This window comes from Cytobacillus purgationiresistens, assembly GCF_030813235.1.
In the GTDB taxonomy this organism is placed as follows: Bacteria; Bacillota; Bacilli; order Bacillales; family Cytobacillaceae; genus Cytobacillus; species Cytobacillus purgationiresistens.
Map to the genome: position 1 here is coordinate 1 of NZ_JAUSUB010000021.1, position 25,580 is coordinate 25,580.

At 37.3% G+C, this 25,580-nt stretch carries 18 protein-coding genes and 4 pseudogenes; 7 read left to right on the forward strand and 15 right to left on the reverse strand.

What is annotated here, in order from left to right; all coding sequences use genetic code 11:
* The coding region (locus tag J2S17_RS19715) for an IS110 family RNA-guided transposase (RefSeq protein ID WP_307477483.1) at positions 1 to 1,019 on the reverse strand (1,019 nt) is incomplete at its 3' end.
* A gap of 323 nt (positions 1,020 to 1,342) precedes the next feature.
* Complete coding sequence (locus tag J2S17_RS19720) at positions 1,343 to 2,227, reverse strand: GNAT family N-acetyltransferase (RefSeq protein ID WP_307477484.1); 885 nt, start codon at positions 2,225 to 2,227, stop codon at positions 1,343 to 1,345.
* A gap of 613 nt (positions 2,228 to 2,840) precedes the next feature.
* On the opposite strand from J2S17_RS19720, the gene J2S17_RS19725 reads away from it, so the two are divergent.
* Positions 2,841 to 3,038 carry a hypothetical protein gene (locus tag J2S17_RS19725; protein WP_307477485.1) on the forward strand — a complete coding sequence of 66 codons (198 nt, stop codon included), beginning with the start codon at positions 2,841 to 2,843 and terminating at the stop codon, positions 3,036 to 3,038.
* Between the two features lie 280 nt (positions 3,039 to 3,318).
* On the opposite strand, the gene J2S17_RS19730 is transcribed toward J2S17_RS19725, so the two are convergent.
* Positions 3,319 to 4,074, reverse strand: a complete 756-nt coding sequence (locus J2S17_RS19730; protein ID WP_307477486.1) for a GntR family transcriptional regulator — start codon at positions 4,072 to 4,074, stop codon at positions 3,319 to 3,321.
* A 5-nt stretch (positions 4,075 to 4,079) separates the two neighbouring features.
* On the opposite strand from J2S17_RS19730, the gene J2S17_RS19735 reads away from it, so the two are divergent.
* Complete coding sequence (locus J2S17_RS19735) at positions 4,080 to 4,331, forward strand: ArdC-like ssDNA-binding domain-containing protein (protein ID WP_307477487.1); 252 nt, start codon at positions 4,080 to 4,082, stop codon at positions 4,329 to 4,331.
* Between the two features lie 197 nt (positions 4,332 to 4,528).
* Here the strand turns inward: J2S17_RS19735 and J2S17_RS19740 are convergent, their stop codons facing one another.
* From J2S17_RS19740 to J2S17_RS28950, 6 genes and pseudogenes are all read right to left on the reverse strand, one after another.
* Positions 4,529 to 5,863, reverse strand: coding sequence for an MFS transporter (locus J2S17_RS19740; protein ID WP_307477488.1), 1,335 nt, complete (start codon positions 5,861 to 5,863; stop codon positions 4,529 to 4,531).
* Between the two features lie 126 nt (positions 5,864 to 5,989).
* Positions 5,990 to 6,331, reverse strand: a complete 342-nt coding sequence (locus J2S17_RS19745; RefSeq protein ID WP_442342051.1) for a nucleotide-binding domain containing protein — start codon at positions 6,329 to 6,331, stop codon at positions 5,990 to 5,992.
* Positions 6,305 to 6,524: pseudogene (locus tag J2S17_RS29045) on the reverse strand (FAD-dependent oxidoreductase); the annotation flags it as partial. The gene J2S17_RS19745 and the pseudogene J2S17_RS29045, both read right to left, overlap by 27 nt.
* A 148-nt stretch (positions 6,525 to 6,672) precedes the next feature.
* Entirely contained in the window at positions 6,673 to 8,103 is a 1,431-nt protein-coding gene (locus J2S17_RS19755) for an NAD-dependent succinate-semialdehyde dehydrogenase (protein ID WP_307477563.1), read from the reverse strand.
* Between the two features lie 519 nt (positions 8,104 to 8,622).
* Positions 8,623 to 9,801 (reverse strand): iron-containing alcohol dehydrogenase, encoded by a 1,179-nt coding sequence (locus J2S17_RS19760; RefSeq protein ID WP_307477489.1) that lies wholly within the window; start codon positions 9,799 to 9,801, stop codon positions 8,623 to 8,625.
* Positions 9,802 to 9,863: 62 nt separating this feature from the next.
* The gene (locus J2S17_RS28950; protein WP_370875085.1) at positions 9,864 to 9,974 is read right to left on the reverse strand and encodes an FCD domain-containing protein; all 111 of its coding nucleotides are present in this window, start codon (positions 9,972 to 9,974) and stop codon (positions 9,864 to 9,866) included.
* A 200-nt stretch (positions 9,975 to 10,174) separates the two neighbouring features.
* Here J2S17_RS28950 and J2S17_RS19765 point away from each other — a divergent pair.
* Positions 10,175 to 10,500 (forward strand): annotated as a pseudogene (locus J2S17_RS19765) (IS66 family transposase); the annotation flags it as partial.
* A 571-nt stretch (positions 10,501 to 11,071) separates the two neighbouring features.
* Here J2S17_RS19765 and J2S17_RS19770 read toward each other — a convergent pair.
* Both J2S17_RS19770 and J2S17_RS19775 read right to left on the reverse strand, forming a co-directional pair.
* Positions 11,072 to 12,289: a CaiB/BaiF CoA transferase family protein gene (locus tag J2S17_RS19770; protein ID WP_307477490.1), complete on the reverse strand. Its 1,218-nt coding sequence runs from the start codon at positions 12,287 to 12,289 to the stop codon at positions 11,072 to 11,074.
* A 192-nt stretch (positions 12,290 to 12,481) separates the two neighbouring features.
* Positions 12,482 to 13,270 carry an enoyl-CoA hydratase-related protein gene (locus tag J2S17_RS19775; protein ID WP_307477491.1) on the reverse strand — a complete coding sequence of 263 codons (789 nt, stop codon included), beginning with the start codon at positions 13,268 to 13,270 and terminating at the stop codon, positions 12,482 to 12,484.
* 1,137 nt (positions 13,271 to 14,407) lie between these two features.
* Here J2S17_RS19775 and J2S17_RS19780 point away from each other — a divergent pair.
* The 3 genes from J2S17_RS19780 to J2S17_RS19790 all read left to right on the forward strand — a co-directional run bounded on the left by J2S17_RS19780 (position 14,408) and on the right by J2S17_RS19790 (position 18,546).
* Positions 14,408 to 14,668, forward strand: coding sequence for an FCD domain-containing protein (locus J2S17_RS19780; RefSeq protein WP_307477492.1), 261 nt, complete (start codon positions 14,408 to 14,410; stop codon positions 14,666 to 14,668).
* Positions 14,669 to 14,980: 312 nt separating this feature from the next.
* Positions 14,981 to 16,861, forward strand: a complete 1,881-nt coding sequence (locus tag J2S17_RS19785) for an NAD(P)-dependent oxidoreductase (protein ID WP_307477493.1) — start codon at positions 14,981 to 14,983, stop codon at positions 16,859 to 16,861.
* A 215-nt stretch (positions 16,862 to 17,076) separates the two neighbouring features.
* Positions 17,077 to 18,546 carry an aldehyde dehydrogenase family protein gene (locus J2S17_RS19790; protein ID WP_307477494.1) on the forward strand — a complete coding sequence of 490 codons (1,470 nt, stop codon included), beginning with the start codon at positions 17,077 to 17,079 and terminating at the stop codon, positions 18,544 to 18,546.
* Between the two features lie 106 nt (positions 18,547 to 18,652).
* Here J2S17_RS19790 and J2S17_RS19795 read toward each other — a convergent pair.
* Positions 18,653 to 19,357, reverse strand: a pseudogene (locus tag J2S17_RS19795) (IS6 family transposase).
* Between the two features lie 110 nt (positions 19,358 to 19,467).
* On the opposite strand from J2S17_RS19795, the pseudogene J2S17_RS19800 reads away from it, so the two are divergent.
* Positions 19,468 to 19,911: pseudogene (locus tag J2S17_RS19800) on the forward strand (IS3 family transposase); the annotation flags it as partial.
* A 173-nt stretch (positions 19,912 to 20,084) separates the two neighbouring features.
* Here J2S17_RS19800 and murC read toward each other — a convergent pair.
* The 3 genes from murC to J2S17_RS19815 all read right to left on the reverse strand — a co-directional run bounded on the left by murC (position 20,085) and on the right by J2S17_RS19815 (position 25,406).
* On the reverse strand, positions 20,085 to 21,380 hold the full coding sequence (murC, locus tag J2S17_RS19805) for a UDP-N-acetylmuramate--L-alanine ligase (protein ID WP_307477495.1): 1,296 nt from the start codon (positions 21,378 to 21,380) through the stop codon (positions 20,085 to 20,087).
* Between the two features lie 272 nt (positions 21,381 to 21,652).
* Complete coding sequence (locus J2S17_RS19810) at positions 21,653 to 22,336, reverse strand: hypothetical protein (protein ID WP_307477496.1); 684 nt, start codon at positions 22,334 to 22,336, stop codon at positions 21,653 to 21,655.
* 136 nt (positions 22,337 to 22,472) lie between these two features.
* Positions 22,473 to 25,406 (reverse strand): DNA translocase FtsK, encoded by a 2,934-nt coding sequence (locus J2S17_RS19815; protein ID WP_307477497.1) that lies wholly within the window; start codon positions 25,404 to 25,406, stop codon positions 22,473 to 22,475.
* Positions 25,407 to 25,580 lie beyond the last annotated feature (174 nt).

Consider the following 25,580-nt stretch of genomic DNA (forward strand, 5'->3'; position numbering starts at 1 on the left):
TTGGTTCTCCCTTTATGCTTTCCTGATGTATTTTCTTTTAAGCTAAGTCCTGCCAGTTTGGTTATTTGACGAGGATGATTATATTCACTCAAATCACCTACTTCAGCGAAAAAACCCGATACTGTATCCCGTCCAATGCCTGTTATCTCTAACATTTGGTCAACACCTGGAATATCTTGAAGCAGTGTATCCAGAGTTTGGTCAAGCTCTTCGAACTTGGCTTGAATGAGTTCATATTTTTGAATTAACGCTTTTAATTCCATTTTAGCCATCATGGCTCCCTGACGAATGCCAATCGAGCGATTGGCGGCTTCTTTTAGGGACTGAATCTTCTTAATTCCTATACTTCTTTTCACTGCTTGCCTTAGATAATTAAGTAATTCTTCGTCTGTATATTTCACTAATTCATGAGGTAGCACTTCAAGTTTTAATAAATGAAGAGCTGCCTTTCCTTCCCAACTTTTAAAAACGGTAAAGAACTCTGGAAAGTATCGATCAATCCAGTTGTGTACTTGTCCCTGCACAATTTGTAAGTCTACATTTAATAAATCGCGTAATTTCTTAGCCACACGCAGTTCCGCGAAAACTCCTTGTGGTATGGTTGGTTCAGCGTATCTACCATCTTTAACTAGTTGTGCAATGACTTTTGCGTCTTTTACATCATTTTTTGTTGGAGAGTTATCGTCTAACTCCTTACTATGCTTGACGTGTAAAGGGTTGACCGTTACGAACTTAATCTGTTCCTCCTTTAGAATATGAGCTAGATTAAGCCAATAATGACCTGTTGGCTCCATTCCAGTAATGACAGAATCCATTTCGCATGACTCTTTTATTTGATTAATCCAATTAATAAATGCCCTAAACCCTTCTTGGGTGTTATCAAAAAAGCAAGTAGATCCTAGCTCCATTCCACGATAATCTTGTGCTCTAGCTACATGATGATGTTTGGCAATATCAATACCAATTACTAAGGTTTTAGGTGTAATTTGAGCTATTTTATGATTTTGGTTATAATTCATGGTGAGTCCTCCGAGTAGATGTTTTGTCCTTTTTAGCTGGCCAGCTCAGGACACATTCATCTTACCAAGAGGTCTTTTTTCATTCAAATCGCATTTTCAGTTATTACAGGAATGCTGCCCCTTTTGTTCCATAAGAAAAAGAGCTTTCTTATTAGAGAAAAGCCCCCGTTGTTAAGTGCTGTTCTTCACAAACCAACTATTAGCCGGCATATTTGTCATAGTATTCAGAATCGCAACTCACGGATTATGATACTGAATAAACAAAAAAGCGACTATTAATTCACTTTTAATAATCGCTTTTTTCCTGTAAACTTACATCTTTATTAACAATGTGATGTAAATGGAAATTTAAAATGCCCTTTCAATAATGGAGTATCTGATAAAATGAATAACGCATCGTCATCATTTGCCATTGTATTTACTTCCATACCTGCAACTAAATACTCAGGTGTAAAGTGGAACACAACCTGCTTAGTAGAATCCGTAATTATATTGGCTAATAAAGTCTCAATATCTTGCTTTTGATGAGAAATGATATCAAATACATGCAATGTTTCTTCTTCATGCTCCATTAATACGATTGTTTCTAAGTCTTCTATATAGTAAATAGCTTCAGGGAAAACGATCGTAAAATAGAACATTAATAAATTCTTATTATTCCTAACGTCTATTTGTTTTGCACATATATATTGGTTAGTTGCATAATCCTCAAGTAATGTAAGATTTTCTTCAATGGTCAGCCTTTTTAGACTTGTGTTATTTACTCGCTGAACATTACTTTTGTCTAAGGCTAGACAATATTCACTTTCATCAAGACGAGAGAAGCCGAATTTAGGATAAAAATCTAAAACAGATTCATTCGCAAATAGATACATAAAGTCACAAGATACTTTGTGTAATTCCATGATATGCAACATTAATTCTTTAGCAAGTCCTTTGTTACGATAACGTTGATCTGTCATAACTGTTCCAATTTGCATAGCATTATACGTTTTACTGTTAATAACCACAGACATTTTAAAAATAGAAGCATTGGCAATCACATTTCCATTCTCTGTATATGAATAAGGAATATAGCTATCGCCCCAATAGCCTTTTTCATACCAGCCACTAAAATCTATTCCGAAAGTTTCCTTAGCTAATTCGTTAAAACTTTTTCTCAATTCCTTATTATTTCGATAATCACTTACTAACTTGTAACTCGTCATCAATAGTTCCCTCCAAATTTTATTTTCTTTACTCAATCTCTTTTGTATTAATCACCCCCAGAAACAGAAAAAGACTTTACGAGAATAAACTCATAAAGTCTTTTTACAAGCACACTAAATAAGAGATTAGATCAAACTGAAAAAGAGTTTAACCTAATATGCTACTTCATTAGTCGCTAAATAAGAAATTAGACAATAATAGCTTTTCTACACATCGCAAAAGGGTATAGTAAATAAACCTATAATTATCTAAAAATTATAGAATACTACCCTTATTAAATTCGTTTGAATTTATTTTGCGATAATAAGTTTTAGCATAAAAGTCTAATCTCCTTTCTGTTTTTGGATTTAATTATTATAACATATAAGGTTTTCTTCTTTTTGGGGATAATATCAAAAAATTTCGCTTCTTAAACTATTCTGCCACGTTGGTTTAAGTGTATTCATTCACAATTTTTAATTACAGATTTCTACTGTATATTGTTTAAATATTTTTCATAACAAACACATTCATAAATTCGTTGGTTAGTTGTTTTAAATTGCTCAATCTCTTTTCGGTTCTGGTGCAAATATGATTTGTTAGAAACATAGAACCTCAATATCCTTTTCATCTATGAATTATGTTAATGAAAAGGACGCAAAATATGTACTCGGAAAAACAGGTGATGGCCAAGTTATAAAAAGTTCCATCAACCCTATGGCTGTATCTTTATTTTCAACTGGTAATTCAAGTGGTAGGATGTCTGCTACTTATGGAGGTTATACGACTGCAACTTCTTTTATTAAAGTAGATGGAGCAATATCAGCCTGAAATCTGGAAACCCCGGGTCTACATGCACAACTGCCCCTTCTTGAATATTTGAACATTCATCAACTATAATTTTTTCATTATCCCCTCGCAATATTACATTGAACCATACAGAGGTATCCTTTTTCAGTACAATAAACCTATTAATTGGACTCCCGGGGAAATGTAGGTGCTCTTAACTACTTGTGGATCTTTCCCTTTTAATTTGTAATTCATAAACAACTGCCCTTCACTTCTTGCTTTTTAAGAGCCATTCTTACAAAACAATTAGTCTCCTTTTTTACTAATGTTTTTTAGTCTCGAAATATTTTTGACCACGAATTTGGTCATTTTTTAAATGTTCTTCAACCAAACGAACGGCCTTTTCTTCATCTCTATCGTTAAGAGCCTCTAGTATCAACCTGTGTTCCTTTATTATTTCAGCGTAATGGTCAGAATAATTAACGATTGTTGCTCGATATAACAGTAATAAAGAACGAACCTGATCCAACAATTGAATCAACCGTTTATTGCTTATTGAATGAATAATGATTTCATGGAATTTTGTATTGAGCTCTAAAAAGGAGTGACCGTCCTCGCCGGGTTCTAATAATGACTCTGCCTTCGTTACGATATTATCTATTTTTTGTAACTCTTTATCTGAAATTTCCTTTACTGCTAATCTAATTATTTCTCTTTCAAGTAATAGTCTACTCGAACAGAGTTCTTCAAAATCCTTTTGGTCAAGTTCAATCACGGTTGCTCCTTGATTATTTTGGATCAGCAATTGTTCCTTTTGCAATTGACGTAAGGCCTCCCTTAAAGGGGTTCTACTAATTCCGTATTCTTCTGCCAGTTTGGATGCATTTATTCGAGATCCGGGTTTAATTTGTCCCGATATTATTAAATGCTTAATTAGCTCATAAATTTGTTGATATATGGGTTGGGATTGTTTTATAACCTTCAATAAAATTGCCTCTTTTCTCTGATGGTTTATAGATCCGGGATCCACATCTATTAAGATTACAATACAGAAGTTTTTTAAATAAGTCAATGCCATTTTAGATGGCTGAGTATGCGACTTTCAATCAAATAAAAGAAACTGGTGCCACAGTTAAAAAAGGTTCTAAAAGTCATATCATTGTTTTCTGGAAAATGTTTCAAGTTGATGACAAAGAAACAGAAGAAGGGAAGAAAAACATTCCCATGGTGCGCTATTATCGAGTGTTTAAAATCGGAGAACAAACCGAAGGGATCGAGCCAAAGCGTGAACTAGAAAAATTTGTTCATGACCCAATCAAGGAAGCGGAAAGGTAAGGGGAATTATTTTAATGCCCCATCATTTAGTTTTAATTCGGGTGGCGAATGATACAGACCGTTTGAAGATTACATAAATGTACCGCCAAAAGAAGAATTTGCAAACAATTGAACCAATCTTGGATGACATCGAGAGGTTTCTTCAGCAAAATAGTTAGCTAAAAAGCATGGTGGCCTTGAGGGGAAGCCACCATTTGTTAATTTTGAACTGGTTCTTTTATAGTTAAAATTACACAGAAACCAAGTACTAACAATACACCAAAGAAGCCGAAGGCAAGATTATAATTGCCTGTCGCATCAAGAATAGCACCAACAATCAATGGAGAAAAGAAACCGCCTAGATTCCCCCCGCTATTAACTGTAGCTATTGCAACAGGGTACGTATCTCTATTGGTTAGTCCCATCGGATAGGCAGTAAATGCCGGCAAGCCGATATTAAGGAAGAAACCCGCCAGACCTAAACTAAGAGCTACAAGCAAACCGTTGTTTGGTATGTTGATAACGACAAGCATCATAATAGATGTAGCAATAGCTGTTATTAACATCGTTGGTTTACGTCTCCCTAAGAAGACTTTGTCAGATAACCAGCCACCCAAAATGGCCCCAATCATTCCACCAATTGCAGGAGTCGAAGCTACAAAACCCATCTTCAAAAGCGAGTAGCCTTTAGCGTTGACTAGATACATAGGAACCCAAGTTAACATACCGTATACCACGCTATTCATTAGAAAATAAGTTAGTGTATTCCCCCAAATATTCCACGTAGTGAAAATGCCTTTATTAGTGGTTATTGGTTTCACTTTTTTATAACGAATCACCTTATCAATCCAGCCAAGTGATTTCTGTTCATCTGATTTGACTTCCGTAATTACTTCGCTTTGACGAATATATTCTAATTCATCTTTAGAAACATTTGGACTATCCTCTGGTTTCGTTCTTACAAATAAATACCATACTATCGCTATAACAATTCCTGGAACGGCAAACCAGAAAAACACTTGACGCCAGCCATAAGCTAATGCAATAGAAGTTGCGACAATCGGTACAATAATTGGAGCAAGCTGTGTTGATGCAAAGTAAACGCCGGTAGCCGTTCCTTTTTCTTTAGCTGGGAACCATTGATTAATAGTAGACGTCATACTTACAGGAACTGGTCCTTCTGCCAAACCTAATGCTAAGCGGAGCAAAATAAGCATAGCAGCGCTTGAGACAGTTCCAAGTAAGAAGGTAATCACCGAGAAAGTAATTACGGCTATAGTAACGATACCACGGGATCCTCTTTTGACTAGCCAGAAGCCTGTGGGAATTTGGGAGACGGCATAACCTAAAAAGAAGAAACTCGCGATAGCACCGGTCTGAAAATTAGTTAAAGTTAAATCCTTTTTTAAGAATGGTAATATTACCCCAATATTCGTTCGGTCAGCCATACAAACTACATAAAGACAAAAAATAATGGTGAGCACTACCCAGCGGTAACGTGATTTTTTCTTTAAGACAGGACTAAAATTGGCTTTAGATTCTAGCAAACTCATTTTCAATTCCCCCCTATTAACAATCTTAAAATATTGTTCAACTTTATTGACCGACAATAAATTGATTTTGTATACGTTTACATTTGGTGATATAATGATTAAATGATTTTACGCATGTATGACTTCTTAATGGTTTGATGTCGATGATTCTTTAAAAATTCTTTTTACAATAGATATTGCTGTATCATCTGCACCCGTTAATCCGCCCTTGCCAACAACAAGCCCATCATATTTTCCACCTATAATCCTTCCAAGATTTTCTTGAGGAATTACATAATCAATTAATTCAATTCCTTTTGCTCCTAAGACACGAAGGGCGTTGACCATTGTATCTCCACCAGTCATATAGATACCTCTAATGTCAACTTGTTCATCGTTTAAGACATGGGTAACAATTTCCCCCAAACCTACGTTGATGTTATTCGCAGCTTTACCCGAATTCAGTCCAAATTCCTTGCAAAACGCTATGATAGCCTTATTTCCTTCACGTGCAAATTTCGCATTTTGCTTTAAGGCTTCCCGGTTTATGGCCGGTTTGGTGAGTCGCCTACTCTTCCTCCTTTTCAAGAATTAATTACTTCGCTTTGGGATAACGACGGCTTAAAGCCATACCTGTTGACAGACCAACAATCCCTCCACCTATAATTGAAAAATCATACATTGATATCCCCCTCTTTTATCTTAATATTAAAGATCCAAAACATTAGGCTGAGCCTCAAGATCGGATTATTCCTGCCCTCTCTTTTAGCATCAGCCGGTATAGTTTTATTTCATAGCAGGAACTCTGGAAACCTCGCTTCGCTCCCTGTTTATTTAGTTTGAATACTCATTGATATATACTTATCTTCCAGATATTCATCCAATCCTTGATGACCGCCTTCCCGGCCCATTCCACTCTCTTTCATGCCGCCAAACGGAGCCTGGGCAACCGTAGGATTTGCATCGTTCATACCGATAATCCCAAATTCTAATGCTTCTGAAACTCTAACTGCCCGGCTAATATCCTGAGTATAAAAATAAGCCGCTAAACCATATTCTGTGCTATTCGCATGTTGGAGGACTTCTTCTTCGGTATCAAATGGAATGATTGGAGCAACCGGTCCAAAAGTTTCCTCTTTTGTAATCAACATGTCCGTGTTTACTTCCCCTAACACGGTGGGCTCATAGAACAATCCATCAGACAATTCACCTTCAAGTCTATTCCCGCCATTCAAAAGTTTAGCTCCTTTGTCCAATGCATCCTTTACATGTTTTTCTACCTTTTCTAAACCGTCTTGGCTTACAAGAGGGCCCACCTGGACACTTGGATCTATACTGTTTCCAACTTTCAGCTCCTGCACCTTTTTCACAAAAATATCCGAGAATTTCTCAATCACTGACCGATGCACGTAGATTCGATTTGAACAAACGCATGTCTGACCTGTATTTTTAAATTTACTAAAAACGGCACCAGCAGCGGCTAATTCTAAATCAGCATCTTCAAAGACTATAAACGGTGCATGTCCGCCAAGCTCCAGAGATAACCGCTTCAATTGATTCGCTGACTTTGTAACCAACAATTTTCCTACCTCTGTAGATCCGGTGAAAGATACTTTTCTTACAACCGGGTTTTCGAAAATGGCATCCGAGATAGGTCCCGAACTCCCCGTGACTATATTAATTACCCCGTGGGGAACACCCGCCATTTCCACCAATTTAGCAAACGCGATCGCACTGATTGGAGATTGAAGAGCAGGCTTTACAATTGATGTACATCCAGCTGCCATCGAAGGACCTACTTTCCGCGTTATCATGGCCAATGGGAAATTCCAGGGAGTAATCGCAGCAACCACCCCGATAGGCTGCCGAATCACTGTCAACCTTTTGTCAGGGGCAGAAGCTGGTATGACTTCACCGTAAATCCGGCGTCCCTCTTCAGCAAACCACTCCAGGTAACTTGCGGCAAAATCCACTTCTCCTTGCGATTCTGTAAAAGGTTTTCCCATTTCCAAACTCATGATTTCAGCCAATTGGTCTTTGTATTCATGCATAAGGTCCCGTATCTTTAGCAGATATTTTGCACGTTCAATAGCCGTTAATTTTGACCACGACTTAAAGGCTTGTTCAGCCGCTGCAATCGCCTGCTGTGTTTCGTCGTATCCGCCTTTTGGAACATCAGCGACAACTTTCCCTGTTGACGGGTTGGTAACCGAAAAAGTTTTTCCGTCGGTTGTAGCCTTCCATTCACCATTTATATACATTTTCAGTTTGGTAAAATCAACCAGATTATGTGTTTCAGTATTTATCATTATGATTCTCCTTTACACTGCTTACTTATATTTTCCTTAAACCGACATTCTGTCGCCATTTTCAATATCTGTTTTTAAAGATAATCCCTCGTTTTCCATAAGGAATGTATATCCCAGAGAAGCGATAAAACAGATAACGACCGGAATAATAAGCAATCGTAAAATTTTTTAAAATTAACAATCAAAGACCCTGTTGCCACAGGCGCTAACCATCAAGCTACGTTACCTACAAAGGTCTGTAACCCAACCAGCTTTCTTGCCGCTAAACCTTCACCGCCGATAGCAAGAGATATTAATGAAATTGCAAGTACCGAATTTTCTACAAAAATCGTTAGAATAATAGCTAACGGGAACAGATCCCGATGGCTTATATCGCTTTTCTTGCTTTAATGGAATTCCAGTCTCTCTTGATTAGCCCCCCCGACAAAAAGACGTCAAGTATATTAGTGATTCTATTGATTATCTTTAAAATTAATATCCCTCTAAATTACCATGGTAAGCTTTCTCAATAATTAATTGAATGTCGGCAGGATTTGTCAGTCTGGGGTTTACGAGGACGTTTCCGCTCCTCATTGCATCCTCCACTAGTTTTGGTACAAGCTCTAGATCTACCCTAAGGTCCTTTATATTAAGAGGGATGTTCATGGCTTGATTCATTTCAACAACAGAGTCTATGGCTTTTTCAGCTGCTTGTATAACGGATAAACCGGTTACATCATTTCCTAAGGCAACAGCTATATCTCTGTATCGTTCAGGACATGCATGCAGGTTGAATTTCATAACAAAAGGTAAGAGTGTCGCATTGGCTATGCCATGCGCAATATCAAAGACCCCCCCAAGCGCATGAGAAATGGCATGTACATTCCCCAAACGTGACTGTGCAAAAGCGGCTCCGGCCAACATAGAGGCTACAAGCATTTTCTCCCTGCTTTCTATATTTGTTCCAACGAAATAGGCTTTCGTTAAATTTTCACCAATCATTTTCATCGCCTGAGTAGCGAATGCCTGACTGACAGGGTTAGCAGCCTTTGAGGTATAAGACTCAATTGCATGGGTCAGTGCATCCATGCCGGTCGCTGCAGTAATACCCTGAGGCAGTCCCAGAGTAAGAACGGGATCAAGTATTGCCATAGTCGGGAATACATAAGAACTAAGCACACCTAATTTAAAAGAGGTTTCTTTATTCGTGACAACTGTTGAATTTGTGACTTCACTACCTGTTCCTGCCGTAGTCGGAACGGCGATGATTGGAAGTGGGCGATTTGGGATCTTCCCTACTCCTTCATAATCCAATATACTGCCTGCATTGGTGGCCATCACTGCGATGCCCTTACCCGTGTCAATACTACTGCCGCCTCCTATAGCCAACACTGCGTCACTTTTAACAACTTTCAGAAGTTGTGTACCTCTATGAAATGTTTCAGCAGAAGGGTTTTGCTCTACCTCATCGTAAATATCGTAGTCCAGACTTGCCACCTCGAGTGATTTTTCAATTCCCTCTAAAAGGTTGGCGGCCCGTACACCTTTATCTGTTACGATGAGTACCCTTTCTACACCTAATTTCTTTACGAATTCTCCTGTTTTTTTAGAGATTCCATTGCCGCATTCTACCTGTGTCGGCATAAAATACTTATATGGTATTGAAGACATGGTTAATAACTTCCTTTCTGCAAAGTTTATATCCAAAAATTAAAACCAAAACTCGGAAACTTTTAATCTTCTAAGGAGGTTAAGACGCCCTGCAAATGTCGCTTCATAGCCAAGACGGATCCCTCTGGATCTCTGTTTTCGATACAATCAAGGATATCTTTATGTTCTTGCAGAACCTCCCATCTTTATGATATCGCCTTCATTTCGAGGCATAGCGGCTAACTCAACAGTTCCCGACTCTACAATTTGCCGCATTTCCAGTAATTGCAGCGTTTGCTTCTTTTCCGTAACGATTGAAAGAACCAGCGGTTGAAATCGGTGGTAAGCTTGTCCGTGAAGAAGCCAAATTTATTCCTGCAAAAATGATGAAGGTGCAGCATATGATTGGCTGTTGCCTATTTACGAACGAATGAAAGATTTGATGATGTCTAAATCTGTTTTACATGTCGATGAAACGTATTCACAAATTATCTATCGTTCTGATGGTAAATCTGGTCAATCCAACGACTATAACTGGGTATATCGAAGTGTGCCAAGCCAAGGACCCACGATGATCCTGTTTCAAAGCTCCTTATCACGAGCTCGGTCTGTCCTTGAAAGTTTCACGAAGGTTATTCTGGTACGATTATTTGTGATGGCTACTCTGCCTATGATAAAATTGGCGGCATTACCTTCGCGAATTGTTGGGCGCATGTTCGTGCATCGATAGAAGAACTAATTCGTTACCGATATGAACTCCCAGTGTACAAAACGTTAAAAGATACAGCAAATGATGTGAGAAAAAAGTCCTGTCGTGTTATTTACGAACGGGTATTCAATTGATTAACCGAAGAACAGATAAAAGCACTAGATCAGCCAATTAGTTGCTTAATATAAAACTCTAACTTTTTGGGGTCACCTTATCATGGAGTGGCTTTTTATATTTGGTTAAACTTTTAATGATGGCTTATTATTCTAATACACTGTAAACACCTACTGCTTAAAAGTAGATATTGGATATGAGAATCATTAAACACGTGGTATATAAATCCAACCACAATAATACGATCGTAAATTGCAATGTTAAAAAGTGATAACCTTTACATTAGGGTGTTGCTCGCATTCATTGATTAATTCAATTTCAAAAGTTAAAGTATTTCGTTTATCGGGTTTATTAATATAAATAGTCGCTATTTCATCCTCTGATTGAAGAGAAATATCACTCTTACTATTCTTCGAAGTATCTACCATATTTACTTTTTACTTCATAAAACTTGCCCTTCCTTTATTGTCAAGATGTTGGAACGCCTTTTTTATAAGATTTTATTTCCCCTAAATCATTCATGGCAATAATTGATTTTTTGTCATATCCTAATTCTTTCAAAACTTCATCAGTATTCTGACCAAGTAGGGGGGCTGAAGATTTAATAGTTCCGGGTGTTTCAGAAAACTTAGTTGGAATACCAATCATCTCCATTTTCCCGATAACCGGATGTTCAACTTCTTGAATCATATCACGAGCTTGATAGTGTGGATCCTTAACAGCTTCAGCAAAATTATTAATAGGACCCGCCGGAACGCCAGCTTTTTCACAAGCATTTATCCAAAAATATTTATCCTTAGTCATAAGTACGTTCTCTATATCTTTCTCAAGTTCATCTACATGTTGATTTCGTAAAAGATTTGTTTTATAGCGTGGGTCATCTATCCATTCTTTTTTACCGATGACTTCTTCAGCGAATTTCTCCCATGTTCTTTGATTTGCGCAACCCAACATCATATATCCGTCTTTGGTTTGAACTGCCTGATACGGGGCTGAAACACGATGGCGCCAACCAGTAGGTTCTGGCAATGTTCCCTTTGCAAAATAGGCCCCTGCCTCCCAGGTAAACCATGGAAGTCCTATTTCAGCTAAAGCAATGTCCACGTGCTGTCCTTTGCTTGTTTTCATTTTATGAATAACAGCTGCTAGGATTGAATACGCAGCTGTTATTCCAGCCCCTATATCATAAACAGCAATTCCTGATTTCATGGGACGCTCTCCTTTTTCCCCAGTCATACTCATGAGTCCAGTCATACCCTGCGCAACTAAATCGAAACCGCCTCTTTGGGAATAAGGTCCAGTTTGTCCATATCCGGAGATGGAACAATAAATAATTCCAGAATTTATTTCTTTTAAAGTTTCATAATCAATCTTTAAAGATTTGGTAACACCTGGACGAAAGTTTTCAACGACAACATCCGCTTCTTTAGCCAGTTTATAAAAAACGTTCCTACCTTCCTGACTTTTCAAATTCAAAGCTACGCTTTTTTTATTTCTATTAATTTGAAAAAAACACGTTGATTCCCCGTTCACATATGGTCCCATTTGTCGGGAATCATCTCCACCATTTATTTTTTCTATTTTAGTAACATCAGCCCCAAGATCAGCTAAGACCATGGTACAATATGGGCCTGCCATAATCTGTGATACATCCAAAACTTTTATACCTTTTAATGGTCCCAACATTATCACCTCATATGTTTTGTTAAAAAGCCTAATATAACCGCATTCAAATAAGCTAGTGATTACAGTATAATCTTTTCATTATTTCCTTTTATATTTTTCCTTAATAATTTCCCTTCCTCTTTTCTTATTATTTTTAAAGTTTGTATTTCTATGAAAGTGACGTAATGGCTTTCATCCTTTCCCTACAAAAAATTATGAATATGTGAATTTGGGCTTCCTTTTTTCAAGAAATGCGCTGACACCTTCTTTGTAATCCTCGCTCTCAAAAGATGAAAGCACCAACCGTGCGACTTCATCTTGTTCTTTTATTTCACCATTTAAAACCTCTTGGATAATTGTTTTCGACCCTCGAACTGACATTTGTGCATTCTTTGCTATCAATTCTGCATATTCGGAAGTCCTTTCTATAATTTCCTCCGGCTCATAAAGGCGGTCTATTAATCTCATATGGTATGCTTCATCCGCTTTGATGATCCTCCCTGAGAACAAGATATCCTTGGCGTTGGACGGTCCAACAAGATCCACCAGATTTTTTGTTCCAGGCAAATTATAGATCAGACCTAATTTTGCAGGAGTAATTCCAAACATCCCTGTAGTATCAGCAAAGCGAAAATCGCAAGCTAATGCTAATTCGCATCCTCCGCCCACGCAATAACTTTGAATCATTGCGATTGTTGGTTTTGATAACTTTGCCAATTTTTCTTCTGCTTTTAAAGTTGCTTGATTATAAGTATTTGCTCCTTCTGCGCTATACCTTAAGGTTTTAAACTCACTTATATCCGCCCCTGCTGCAAAAGAAGTTTCATCTATGCCCCGAAGAATAAGCACCTTGATGTTTCGGTCTTGTTCCACCTCATCCAACAATTCATCCATTTTATTCCACATATCAAATGTTAACGCGTTTCGTTTTTCCGGCCGATTAAAGAACAGTGTTGCAATAGCACCATCTTTTGCTAAATAAAGGTCATATTTTTTTACCATAAACTAGCTCCTCCCCAGATATCACCTTATCATCTATTAATTGTTGAATTTCCTCTTTGGATAATTTAAGCTCATCCGGTTTACTAACCACTTTTTCACAGAAACTTGGAATGCCATTAAAGTTAACGTGGAAAATAGCCATAACCTGTTTCTATTATTTATTAACTTAATAAGCCATGATCCTCTGATATTACACTTAGAATATGAATCCCGGATCCGGGATTCGGTAAAATATATTCCAATATTACAATAAAATTCGGAAAGTAGTCAATGCTATCTTTGAAATTTTCTTAATTTTTTTGCTACTCTTAATTAAAGGACGAGGACTTTAATAACTTAACTCAACTTTCGCACAAAAAATTAAATGTAATTTGTTTGTTGTAGAAGGCCGACGGCCTTTCAAATATGTTCCTTGACAAACATGATAATAAATGAAAAACACCTCGTTCTTTTGTATAGTGTGTGATTTTCAAAAGAATAACTAGGATAAAAATCTAAAAAAGGACGAATTCGTCCAAGAGGTCCAAATGAAGTGAAAATATAGCTTCATTTAAAAGAAAAAGGTGATAGGGTGAATATCTCTCCAAAAAATATAATCAACCTCACCTGCTTGGGATGGCTTTCGAATCTCTAAATGGAATGCCAAAATAATAATATATATAAAGAACACTAATTCAACCGGTTGTCCTAATATATATGGTAATCGAAAAGTGAGTCACTATAATTTTGTGAATTTTTAGAATCTTTTAAAAACAATGTATTGACAATTTCAGAATTTTTATGTAATATCAAAAATGCAATTAGAGAATCCCGGATCCGGCGTTCAGCACCCAAAGCCAAACACCCCAGTCCAATAGATCTTTCGCTATCAAAAAAAAAACTTATAGAAAGGAGAAGGGTATTACTCACTACAAGCCGATTTATCAATAAGTGTATGCAATCATCAAAGATTCGATTTTAAAAGGAGAAATGAAACCCGCTTAAATTTCCGTGGCCAAACTCGCCGAAGATTTTCAAATCAGCAGAACGCCGTTATGAGAGTCCTTAAAACAGCTCCAAAGAGGGACTCCTTGTTCAAGACAGCCGCGGATCAACCGGCGTCTCCATAGATCACAAAGATTTCGAGGATTTGCTCAGTTGCAGACTCTTTTTGGAACAAAAAATCATACGACTGGCAGTCCAGTGATTACTGAATCGGAATTAAAAACTGCGCGGGCCCTGCTTGAAAAATTGAACACCGCATTAGTGGACAAGGATAATTTAAAAACATTGAAATATAACACGAAATTTCACGAAGTTTTTATTCATGCCTGCCCCAACAAGCGTTTTAGTAAAATTGATAGGATTTGTACGGTCTTTATTGCTTTTTTACAGGGCAAACATTATTCAATACCATGATGATTATAATTCTCAAATCATACAAGAGCATCAAAATGCATTTTAGATGCTGTGAAAGAGAGAGACACAACATGAAGAACATTTTCCGTTAGAGGGTTTGAAAGGGTCCGTTTACAATTTATAGTAGCGCTCCATTTGAAGTTAGCGAAGAAAGTAGACGTGATTGTCGAAAATCCCATCCGACTGTTGATGGCATCCAAGTCAACATCATCAAAAATTCCATGAATATGTTTTGATTGGATCCCTATGAAACTCTAAGTAAGGACGAGCATTTGGAACAAAATCATTTATTAATAGAGGGAGTTGGATAAAGTGAAAAAAGTAGGATTAATTGGTACAGGTGCGATTGGGAAAGGTGTATTGAAAAACTTAATTAAAAATAACTGTGAAGTACTTGCTTACGACATATCTGAAAAAGCAAAGGAAAATATAAGAAATCTGGGTGGCTTCGTTGCTAATCACCCCAAGGAAGTCATTCAATTTTCAGAGATAGTTTTCTTAAGCTTGCCTAGTCCACAAATTATTAAAGATTTGTTTCTGGGGACGGAAGGAATAGCTAAAGAAATGAAGAGCCACACAACAATTTTAGATCTAAGTACCATTGACCCTGCAACGGCAAGGGAAATGAACGATTTGTGTCATCAATATAATTCACATTACTTTGATTGTCCAGTTAGTGGAGGACCCGCTGGTGCAGATGAGGGAACTCTTACATTAATGGTAGGTGGTGACAAAGATCAATTTGATAACATTGTCGAATATTTAGGTTACATAGGTTCTAATATTGAATATATTGGGGAGTCAGGATTAGCACAAGTATTGAAACTATGTCATAACATGATCGGTGCAGCAAACATAGTGGCTATTGGAGAGTCTTTTGCGACAGGAGTCAAACATGGTTTAAGTGTAAAAGTCATGGCAAATGTAATTGGAAAAAGTTTGGCGGGTAGCAGGCCATTAGAATATTTTGGACCAAACATTGTAAACAATACTTACGATAATGTTAAATTCATGTTAAATCACATGCATAAAGATCTTGGACTCTATGTAAATATGACCCGACAAGTAGGCGTACCATCATTTATTGGTACAAACACATATAACCTGTACCATGCTGCTAAAACTCACAATAAAGGATCATTAGATCATACAGCTGTGTGTCAAATTATAGAGGATTTAGCATCAGTGAAATTGGTAGAAAATAATCACTTAAAAAATGAAATCGAAGGAGTTATGGTTGGATCAAAAAAAAGGACAAATGAAGTAAAAAAGATAGGATTAATTGGTGTAGGTGCTATTGGGGAAGGCGTATTAAAAAACTTAATTAAAAATAACTGTGAAGTACTTGCTTACGATATATCTGAAAAAGGAAAAGCAAAAATAAGGAATTTAGGTGGCCTTGTTGCAAATCATCCAAAGGAAATCGTTCAATTTTCAGATATAGTTTTCTTAAGCTTGCCTAGTCCACAAATTATTAAAGATTTGTTTCTGGGGACGGAAGGAATAGCTAAAGAAATGAAGAGCCACACAACAATTTTAGATCTAAGTACCATTGACCCTGCAACGACAAGGGAAATGAACGATTTGTGTAAACAATATAATTCACATTACTTTGATTGTCCAGTTAGTGGAGGACCCGCTGGTGCAGATGAAGGAACTCTTACAATAATGGTAGGTGGTGACAGAGAGCAGTTTGTAAATATTATTGAATATTTAGGTTTTATAGGTACTAACATTGAATACATCGGAGAGTCAGGGATAGCCCAAGCACTAAAGCTATGTCATAACATGGTTGGTGCAGCAAGCATAGTTGCTCTTGGGGAGGCATTTGCGACAGGAGTCAAACATGGATTGGATGTTAAAGTCATGGCAGATGTAATTGGGAAAAGTGTGAGTAATAGTAAGGTATTACAATACTTTGGACCAAACATTATAAATAACACCTATGATAACGTTAAGTTTATGTTAAATCACGCGCATAAGGATCTTGGACTCTATGTAAATATGACTCAGGATGTAGGAGTACCATCCTTTATTGGTGCAAGTACATATAACTTGTTCCATATAGCGAAAATTCATAACAAAGGCTCGTTAGACCAAACAGCTGTTTGTCAAGTAATTGAAGATTTTTCGTCAGTAAAATTAGTTGAAAATTCGGATTCCAATCAAATGAAGTATCAAAAAACCTTTTGAGGGCTATTTCAAGTAGCTAGGGCAAGCATACCATTTATTGGATGTATATTCATAGTGCTTATGCTAATGATTATTTTTCCAGATTTATTTAGCTACCTACCATCTCTATTTTATGATTAATAAAGAAGTTTTTTAGTATCGAATATTATTTGACTAGATTTGATACTAAGAAAAAATATACTCTTTATTAAAAAAATCAAAAGGAAGTGTTTGAAATGAAAACAGAAACTATTTCAAGAGAACTAATGCTAATTGATGGAGAATGGACTGAAGCTGTAAGTAAAGAATTCTTCCAAATAGAGAGTCCTGCAAAAAGAGGCTCTGTTATCGCAGAAGTACCAAAGGCAAATGCAGCGGATGTAGATATTGCAGTAAATGTAGCTAATAAGGCTTTTAAAAGTTGGAAAAGGGTACCAGCTAGAGAACGAGGAAAACTACTTTGGAAGATTTCGGATGCTATTGAAGAGCAATTTGAAGATCTAGCTCGAACAATTGCTACAGAAACCGGTAATGCTTTATATACACAGGCTAAAGGAGAAGTAAAAGGAGCTGCTGATGTTATTCGTTATTTCGGTGGAGTAGCAGGAGAGTTAAAGGGGGAAACAATGCCCGTAGATAATAATTTGTTTGCCTACACACAACGAGAACCATATGGAGTAGTTGGAGGGATAATTCCTTGGAACTCCCCTTTCCAACTCGCTGCATTAAAAATAGCTCCAGCGATAGCTGCAGGCAATACGATTGTTTTAAAAGCTGCTGAAGATGCACCTCTAGCTGTACTTAAATTAGCAAAAATTTGTTCAGAGTATCTACCTGCAGGGGTAGTAAACATTCTTACAGGTTTTGGTGAAGAATGTGGATTACCTCTAGCAAAGCATCCGCTTGTAAAAAAACTAACATTTACAGGTTCTACTCAAACTGGAAGAATTATTATGCACGAAGCCGCGGATCGAATCATTCCAATTTCTCTAGAATTAGGTGGTAAGAGCCCACAAATCGTATATCCTGATGCAGACAGCAATAAAGTAATAAAAAATGTAATATCAGCTATGCGTTTTGCACGTCAAGGGCAGTCTTGCTCCGCCGGATCACGACTTTATCTTCATAAATCGATTTATGATTCATTTTTAGGGAAATTAATCGGGAATTTGAAGCTTCTAAAAGTGGGGGATCCACTTGATGAAAATAATGATATAGGTTGTATTATTAATGAAAAACAATTTAATAAGGTTTGTAATTATATAGAAGAAGGAATTAATCATAAAGATACTGAGCTTCTTTTAGGAGGATTACCACCAAAAGATGGCCCCCTTTCCGAGGGTTATTATTTAGAACCTACTGTTTTTGCATCTCCTCACGATGATTTGAGAATTGCTAAAGAAGAAATTTTTGGACCAGTTTTAATTGTTATTCCATGGGAAGATGAAAAAGAAGTCATTGAAATGGCAAATAGGAGCGATTACGGATTAGCTGCTTATATTTGGACTAATGATACTACAAGAGCAATGAGAACTGCTAATCAATTAGAATCTGGATGGGTACAGATAAATCGAGGAGCTGGCATGTTGACAGGTCACTCTTATGGGGGTTTCAAACAGAGTGGTATGGGAAGAGAATATTCATTAGAGAGTATGATAGACAGTTTTACTCAAACGAAAAGCATTATGGTAGATTTCGATGAGTAAAACGTTAAATTAGTAAAATAAAGGTAGAATTCAACATTAGAGAGGGTTCTGGTGCAAATATGATTTGTTAAAAACATAGAACCTCAATATCCTTTTCATCTATGAATTATGATGCTACTCCAAACAATTTATGGATAAATTGTTTTTGATTTTGGGCAGACTTCACCTCTTGATGAACCTGTTTCTTTTTAATCCTATGCATGGCTTCTATGCCACTCAGTATGTAAGTAGCTGTACGAAATGATTTCAATCCTAACATCGAACGAACTCGCTTCTTTATAAAACGATGATCTTGTTCTACTATATTATTGAGATATTTAACTTGCCTTATTTGTCTGCCTTCAGGCTTGCGTTTCTCTTCTTTTAACTCTTGAATCGCTACAGGATAGGCTGGATTTTTATCCACTGTTATGACACGAGGTTTACAAACATGAGAAGTAGCCAAGGCTTTCTTGAAAAAGCGCTTGGCTGCTTGTTTATCTCTTGATTCACTTAGATAAAAATCAATGGTATTCCCTTCTGAATTGACTGCACGATATAAATACATCCATTGACCTTTTACTTTGATATACGTTTCATCGACTCTCCAAGAGTCATTTGTTGGCTAAAGATGACGACGTACTCTTTTATCTAATTGAGGTCCATATTGATGAACCCAACGCATAATCGTTGTATGAGCCATGGATAAGCCGCGCTCCTCCATCATTTCCACCAAATTACGCAAACTTAAGTTGTACCGTAGGTACCATCGTACTGTTAATAAAATAACAGGCTGATATTGCTTCCATTTGAACAAATCTTCTTTTTTCATACCGATCACACACCTTTTTTTAGAGTAATAGTATCAGTATGTCCAAGATTTAGAGATTAATTTCAATTGTCTTCAAGTTCTTGCACCAGAACCCTCAGTTTAACCTATAAGGAGAAAAGCTGTATTTATCACCTGTACTCGATTTATTTAATGGTGAAATCATCACCAACAACCTTGCCTCTAGACCTACCTATTCATTGGTATCTGAAATGTTAGAGAAAGCCTTTGAGCGTTTACCAAAAGGTCATCCTACGCTTATGATACATTCAGACCAATGATGGCAATATCAAATGAAACACTATCGAGATAGGTTAAAGGAACGAGGCATTATACAAAGCATGTCACGCAAAGGGAACTGTTATGACAATGCCGTCATGGAGAATTTCTTTGGGATACTAAAATCGGAATTTCTCTACTTAAGAGAATTTGAAAGTGTAGAGCATTTTGAAGAAGAACTAAGGAAATATATTCATTACTATAACAACAAACGGATTAAAATAAAATTAAAAGGACTGAGTCCAGTACAATACCGGTCTCAGTCTACAGTTGCATAAATAATGTGTCTAACTTTTTGGGGTCACTTCACTTCAGCAGGGTCTCGACGGTCTCGCTTCTCTCGCAGGAGTCGAGCGGTAAGCTTCTCCAAACCCAATTAGAATTGCTTTTTTTACTTTTGTCGACACTATGAAAACCCCAAGAATGATCTTGGGGTTTTCATATAGATAAATTATAGCTGCATTTCATAGGCTTTTTGGAACTTTTGAATATCTCCAGCTCCCATGAAAATAAGAACACTTTCATCATGGCCTTTTAATATAGCTGTTTCTGCTTCGTTTAATACGAGTGCACCAGAAACCTTTGCCTGCAGGTCTTCAATTGAAAGCTTGCCATGATTTTCTCTAGCTGATCCAAAGATTTCACATAAGTAAACTTGATCTGCCATGTTAAGACTAGCTGCAAACTCATCTAAGAAAGTTTGTGTTCTCGTAAATGTATGCGGCTGGAAAACACTGATGATTTCTCGCTCAGGATACTTTTGTCTAGCAGCTTCAATCGTTGCTTTAATTTCAGTTGGATGGTGGGCATAATCATCGATAATGACTTGTCTACCAATCACCTTTTCAGTAAACCTTCTTTTTACACCACCGAAGGTTGTTAATTGCGCTTGCACAATTTGTGCATCGATTCCTTCATAATGACAAACGGCTATAACTGAAAGTGCATTTAAGACATTATGATCCCCATAAGAAGCAATTGAAAATGTATTATAAAAAGTATTGCGTACAAATACATCAAATGTTGTACCTTCAGTCGACTTTACAACATTTCTTGCTTGAAAATCATTCTCTTCTCCAAATCCATAAAAAAGAACAGGTACTTTTGCTTGGATTTTTTGCAATTGCTCATCATCACCACAAGCAAAAATCCCTTTTTTCACTTGCCAAGACATCTCTTGAAAAGCAGAAAACACATCATCGATACTGGTAAAATAATCTGGGTGATCGAAATCAATATTCGTCATGATGCAATAATCCGGAAAGTATGAAAGGAAGTGCCGTTTGTATTCACAAGCTTCAAACGCAAAGTACTCAGCGTCTTTATCCCCTTTTCCCGTACCATCACCTATGAGGAACGCCGTTGGTTTTGCCCCTGAAAGGACATGAGAAAGTAAACCAGTTGTTGATGTCTTACCATGCGCACCAGTTACCGCAATGCTTGTAAAGCTTTTCATAAAATCACCTAAGAAACGGTGATATCTAATTACAGGCAAACCTAATTTCATTGCTTCCTGTATTTCTTCATGATCGTCTGGAAAAGCATTCCCAGCAATAATTGTCATTCCTGGTTCAATATTTTCCTTTTGAAAAGGCAAGATTTTTATCTCTGATTCCTCAAGAGCAACCTGAGTAAAGAAATGCTTTTCAACATCAGAACCTTGAACTTTAAAATTCATATCATGAAGAATTTGTGCTAACGCACTCATTCCCGACCCTTTTATACCTACGAAATGGTAAATAGTCATATAAAGAAACCTCCAACCATCGTATATCTGTAAAACAGTATATGACATATATCTAGTTTTGCTCATATTCCATGAAGAACATGGAACTGGCCATTTTCTAATCACATTTTAACATTATAGCATTATTCAATTTCAAAAACTATGTATCATGTTTCCTGAAAAACCATATTCACTTAGAAAGGCTTAACAAAAGCTTTTACATACATAATTATAGGCAATCAGAACTACGGATTTTAGTGTGTATTTATAAGTATGAACCTTCCTAGTTAAAATTACTCGCCTATTCTTTCCCAACTTTCTAAAGGAAGTAGAATTTCTAATGCAAATAATTTTAAATAGGCTCGCCAAGTCATTTCTGGCTCACTTATTTTACAACGCTCAAAGCCCATTTTAATCTTTTCTAAGCGGTCGGCAGCTTTTAAATGAATCACTGGACCAATAACGATATCATGATAAACACCAGGGACTTTCCTCAACAGTAAAACTGCCCCTTGTTGAAGGTTGAGTGGATTCATTGAGCTTATCTGTAGGGAAGCTGCTTTTCCGTCAGCTTCCTTCACAGACACCTTTCCATCTTTGCTTATATGAGCTATCTCAAGCGGCTCCATAACCGCTGATAAGCAAAGAGCAGCTTGGATTAATTCGTACTCCTTTAAACAAAGAGTACGATATTTAATAAATAGATTAAATATCGTTAGGCCTTGGACCGTTTTATAATCAAACATAAACCAATCTAGAAAAATGACTTGTAATTGTTCAGACAAAGCCTCTTCAGGCGGCAGCTCGAGTTTTTTTCTAAAAAGATGTTTCGCTCGTACCTTTTCTCGAATATTAACATGCTGATTGATGAAATCCATAGCTAAACTATGTAAGTGATTGATGCTCCTCTCTCCTTGAGCTTGCTTCAATGCACGATACTCATTTAAATTTAAGATTGAGTGATCCCTCATCACCATACTGCATGCTCCTTATTCCCTCAAGTTAGGCATTATTTCCCACAAACATCTAATATTTTATCACTAATAATCTTGTTTGTCTTTTTAAAGAAATAAGTCAATTCGATGACTTACCCATAACATCTAGTACCTCATTTTAGTTTTCATTGATTGTTTCAAGATTGGCTTCAGTAATCAGCACATCCCTTGGCTTGCTCCCACGATTTTCTGAAATGTATCCTTGTTGCTCCATCATATCAATTAAGCGTGCTGCCCTGTTATAGCCAATTTTAAATTTTCTTTGCAGAGAAGAGGTTGAAGCAGATTGATGATCAACAACAAATTTACATGCATCATAAAATAACTCGTCTTCTTCTTCGGTTATCTTTGCCCTTTTCAAAAGCTCTTCCTGTTCAAAGAGAAACTGTGGAGACTGTTCCTTCCTCACATGAGAGACAACCTCATCAATTTCTCGATCCGAAACATAGGTTCCTTGGAGGCGCACCGGCTTTGATGAACCATTTTCAAGAAACAGCATATCTCCACGCCCGAGGAGTTTTTCTGCACCGCTTATGTCGATAATCGTACGGGAATCAATTTGAGACGATACTGAAAAAGCGACCCTTGTTGGTACATTCGCTTTAATTAGACCCGTAATAACATCTACAGAAGGTCTTTGTGTAGCGATAATCAGATGAATGCCACAAGCACGCGCCTTCTGTGCAATACGGCAAATCGCTTCCTCCACATCCGCAGGAGACATCATCATTAAATCCGCCAGCTCATCAATAATGATCACAATAAACGGCAGCTTTTTCGAGAAATCCCTATTTGCTTCTGCTGTTTCATTGTAACGATTAATATCTCTTACTCCTGCATGAGCAAAAAGTTCATATCTTCTTTCCATTTCGTCTACAGCCCATTTCAATGCAGCTGTGGCCGCTTTCACATCCGTGATTACCGGGCTGACAAGATGAGGAATGTGATTATAAGGTGCAAGCTCTACCATTTTAGGATCAATAAGCAGAAGCTTTAGCTCTTCTGGCGTTGATTTATATAGAAGACTGACAAGGATTGAGTTAATACATACACTTTTACCAGAACCTGTTGCACCTGCAATTAGTCCATGCGGCATTTTCCGTAAATCTGTTACTACAGGCTTGCCGGCAATATCAAGTCCTAACACAGCAGTTAGTGGTGAACCTCCGTCTTTAAACTCCGGACTATTAATGATTTCACTAATTAATACTGGTCTGCTTGATTGATTAGGCACTTCAATTCCGATTGTATGCTTACCTGGAATAGGTGCTTCAATTCTGATATCTCTTGCTGCCAGGCTTAGTTTTATATCATCTGATAAATTTGTAATCTTATTAACCTTAACCCCTGGTTCAGGCTGGACTTCAAATCGTGTAACTGCCGGCCCTTTTGTAACATTCACTACGCTTGCCCGCACATTGAAGTTCAACAACGTGGAATTTAGGAGATTTTCCTGTTCAAGTAACCACGCAGAATCCTCTTCTTCCACTACAGGCGGGGTTAATAAGCTTTTAGATGGAAAAATATAATGCGGCGGAAGCCCTTCTTCATCCTCTTGAATGTCAACTCTCACGGTGTTTTCTTCCATTATCTCTTCAACATAACCCGCTTTTTCGACTTGCAACTTTGGTTTTTGCACTGAATTTTTTTGTTTATCAGAATTGAGCATAATAACGTTGAAGGGAATATGGCTTCGAGATGTGCTATTTGATTGTTCCTGAATCTCTTCACCTACGCCTTCCTCAATTACTGCCTCGCTATCGAGCCAAGGAGATTCTATCTCAACCACCACTTCGCTTTCCGCATCAGGCTGAATCGGTTCAACTGAATCTCCTTCTACTGAAGTATGTTTAACTGCCACATTTTCTTCCGATGTATCAGCATTTTCCTGAGCAATGGGTACATTTAATTTTTCAACGGCTGCTGCATATTCACGTTCATTAGAAAAATTGTAAGCTGTTGATTCTGAATAATGAATCGGCTCTGAAGCATCAATTGCACCTTCAAACTCAAGCTCCTTCGTCTCATCTTCTACTACCTCAATGATAGATTCAGGCTCTTCCTCATCTAAAGAACGAACCGCCCTTGATTCTGGAAAAAGAACCGTCTTTGAAGCACTGAAATCAGCCGATTGACCTTCGATCGCATCTTCAAGCTCCTCCGGCTCACCCTCTCCTATCTTAATGATAGATTCAGGTTCTTCCTCAAGTACAGATTGATCTGACGGTGATTTTGGAAAATGAATCGCCTCCACGTTTTCTAAAGTTGCGAAAAACTGCGAATCATCATCAATCGTGCTATCTAGCTCAAACTCCACCGTTTTATCCTCTAATGACTGAACTTTGGATTCAGACTCTTTCGGATAAACCACATGGTCCGCCATCCGTTCTGGAAAATGAACGGTATTTCCATTATGTAAGGAATCGAAACCAGTTTGCTGATGATACTCAATCTTTTTTTCAACCTTAAACGCTTTGATTTCATCCTCTAGTACCTTGACGATGGGCTCAGAGTTTTCCTGGTTAATCGGACTGTTTTCATTCAGATGTGAGCTTCCACTATTAAGCTCATATTCTACTGAATCTACGATAGGTTTACTTTCTTCTTTTTTTACTGCTCTTGGCCTTTCGAAGCCATAAATAGGAGACGGGATCTCCGTTGGTTTAAACGGCCTTTTCCTATTTTGTGCATCTCTTTCATTACGTGTGACAGGTGTTTCTTCCTGCGGTGTTTTCTCATTTTTGGGCGCTGTTGCAGGCGTTCTCTTCTTTCTTTCAGGTTGACGAACCTCTTTATCAGGTTGTTGTTGTTGTTTTGTTTCCCGTTTGTCTACTCCACTTGATCTCGGGTGCCTTCTTCTCGGCTGCTGCGGTTCGTCAGGGATGATAGGAAAACGAAACTCCCCTTTTGGGTATTGGTAGGTTACTCGTGTTTCCATTTCTCTTGAAGCTTCTCGTTTTTGCTGAGTTTGCTCCTTTTCTATAGGTTCATCTATAAAATCATGTTCATCATCATTTTTAAACACATTCATTAGTTTTTTTATCCAGCTCATTAAAAACCATCTCTTTCTTGGATTGTATCTTTCTTATTTTAGCAGTAATTGCTGTTGTTTGCAGTGAATTTAAGAGAATGAGTTCACATTGATACTTTTATAGTTGGATTGAAAAGGATGACATCAAAATGAAAACTCTTGAAACTGCAAAAAAAAAGCGGACCACCTTTGTGA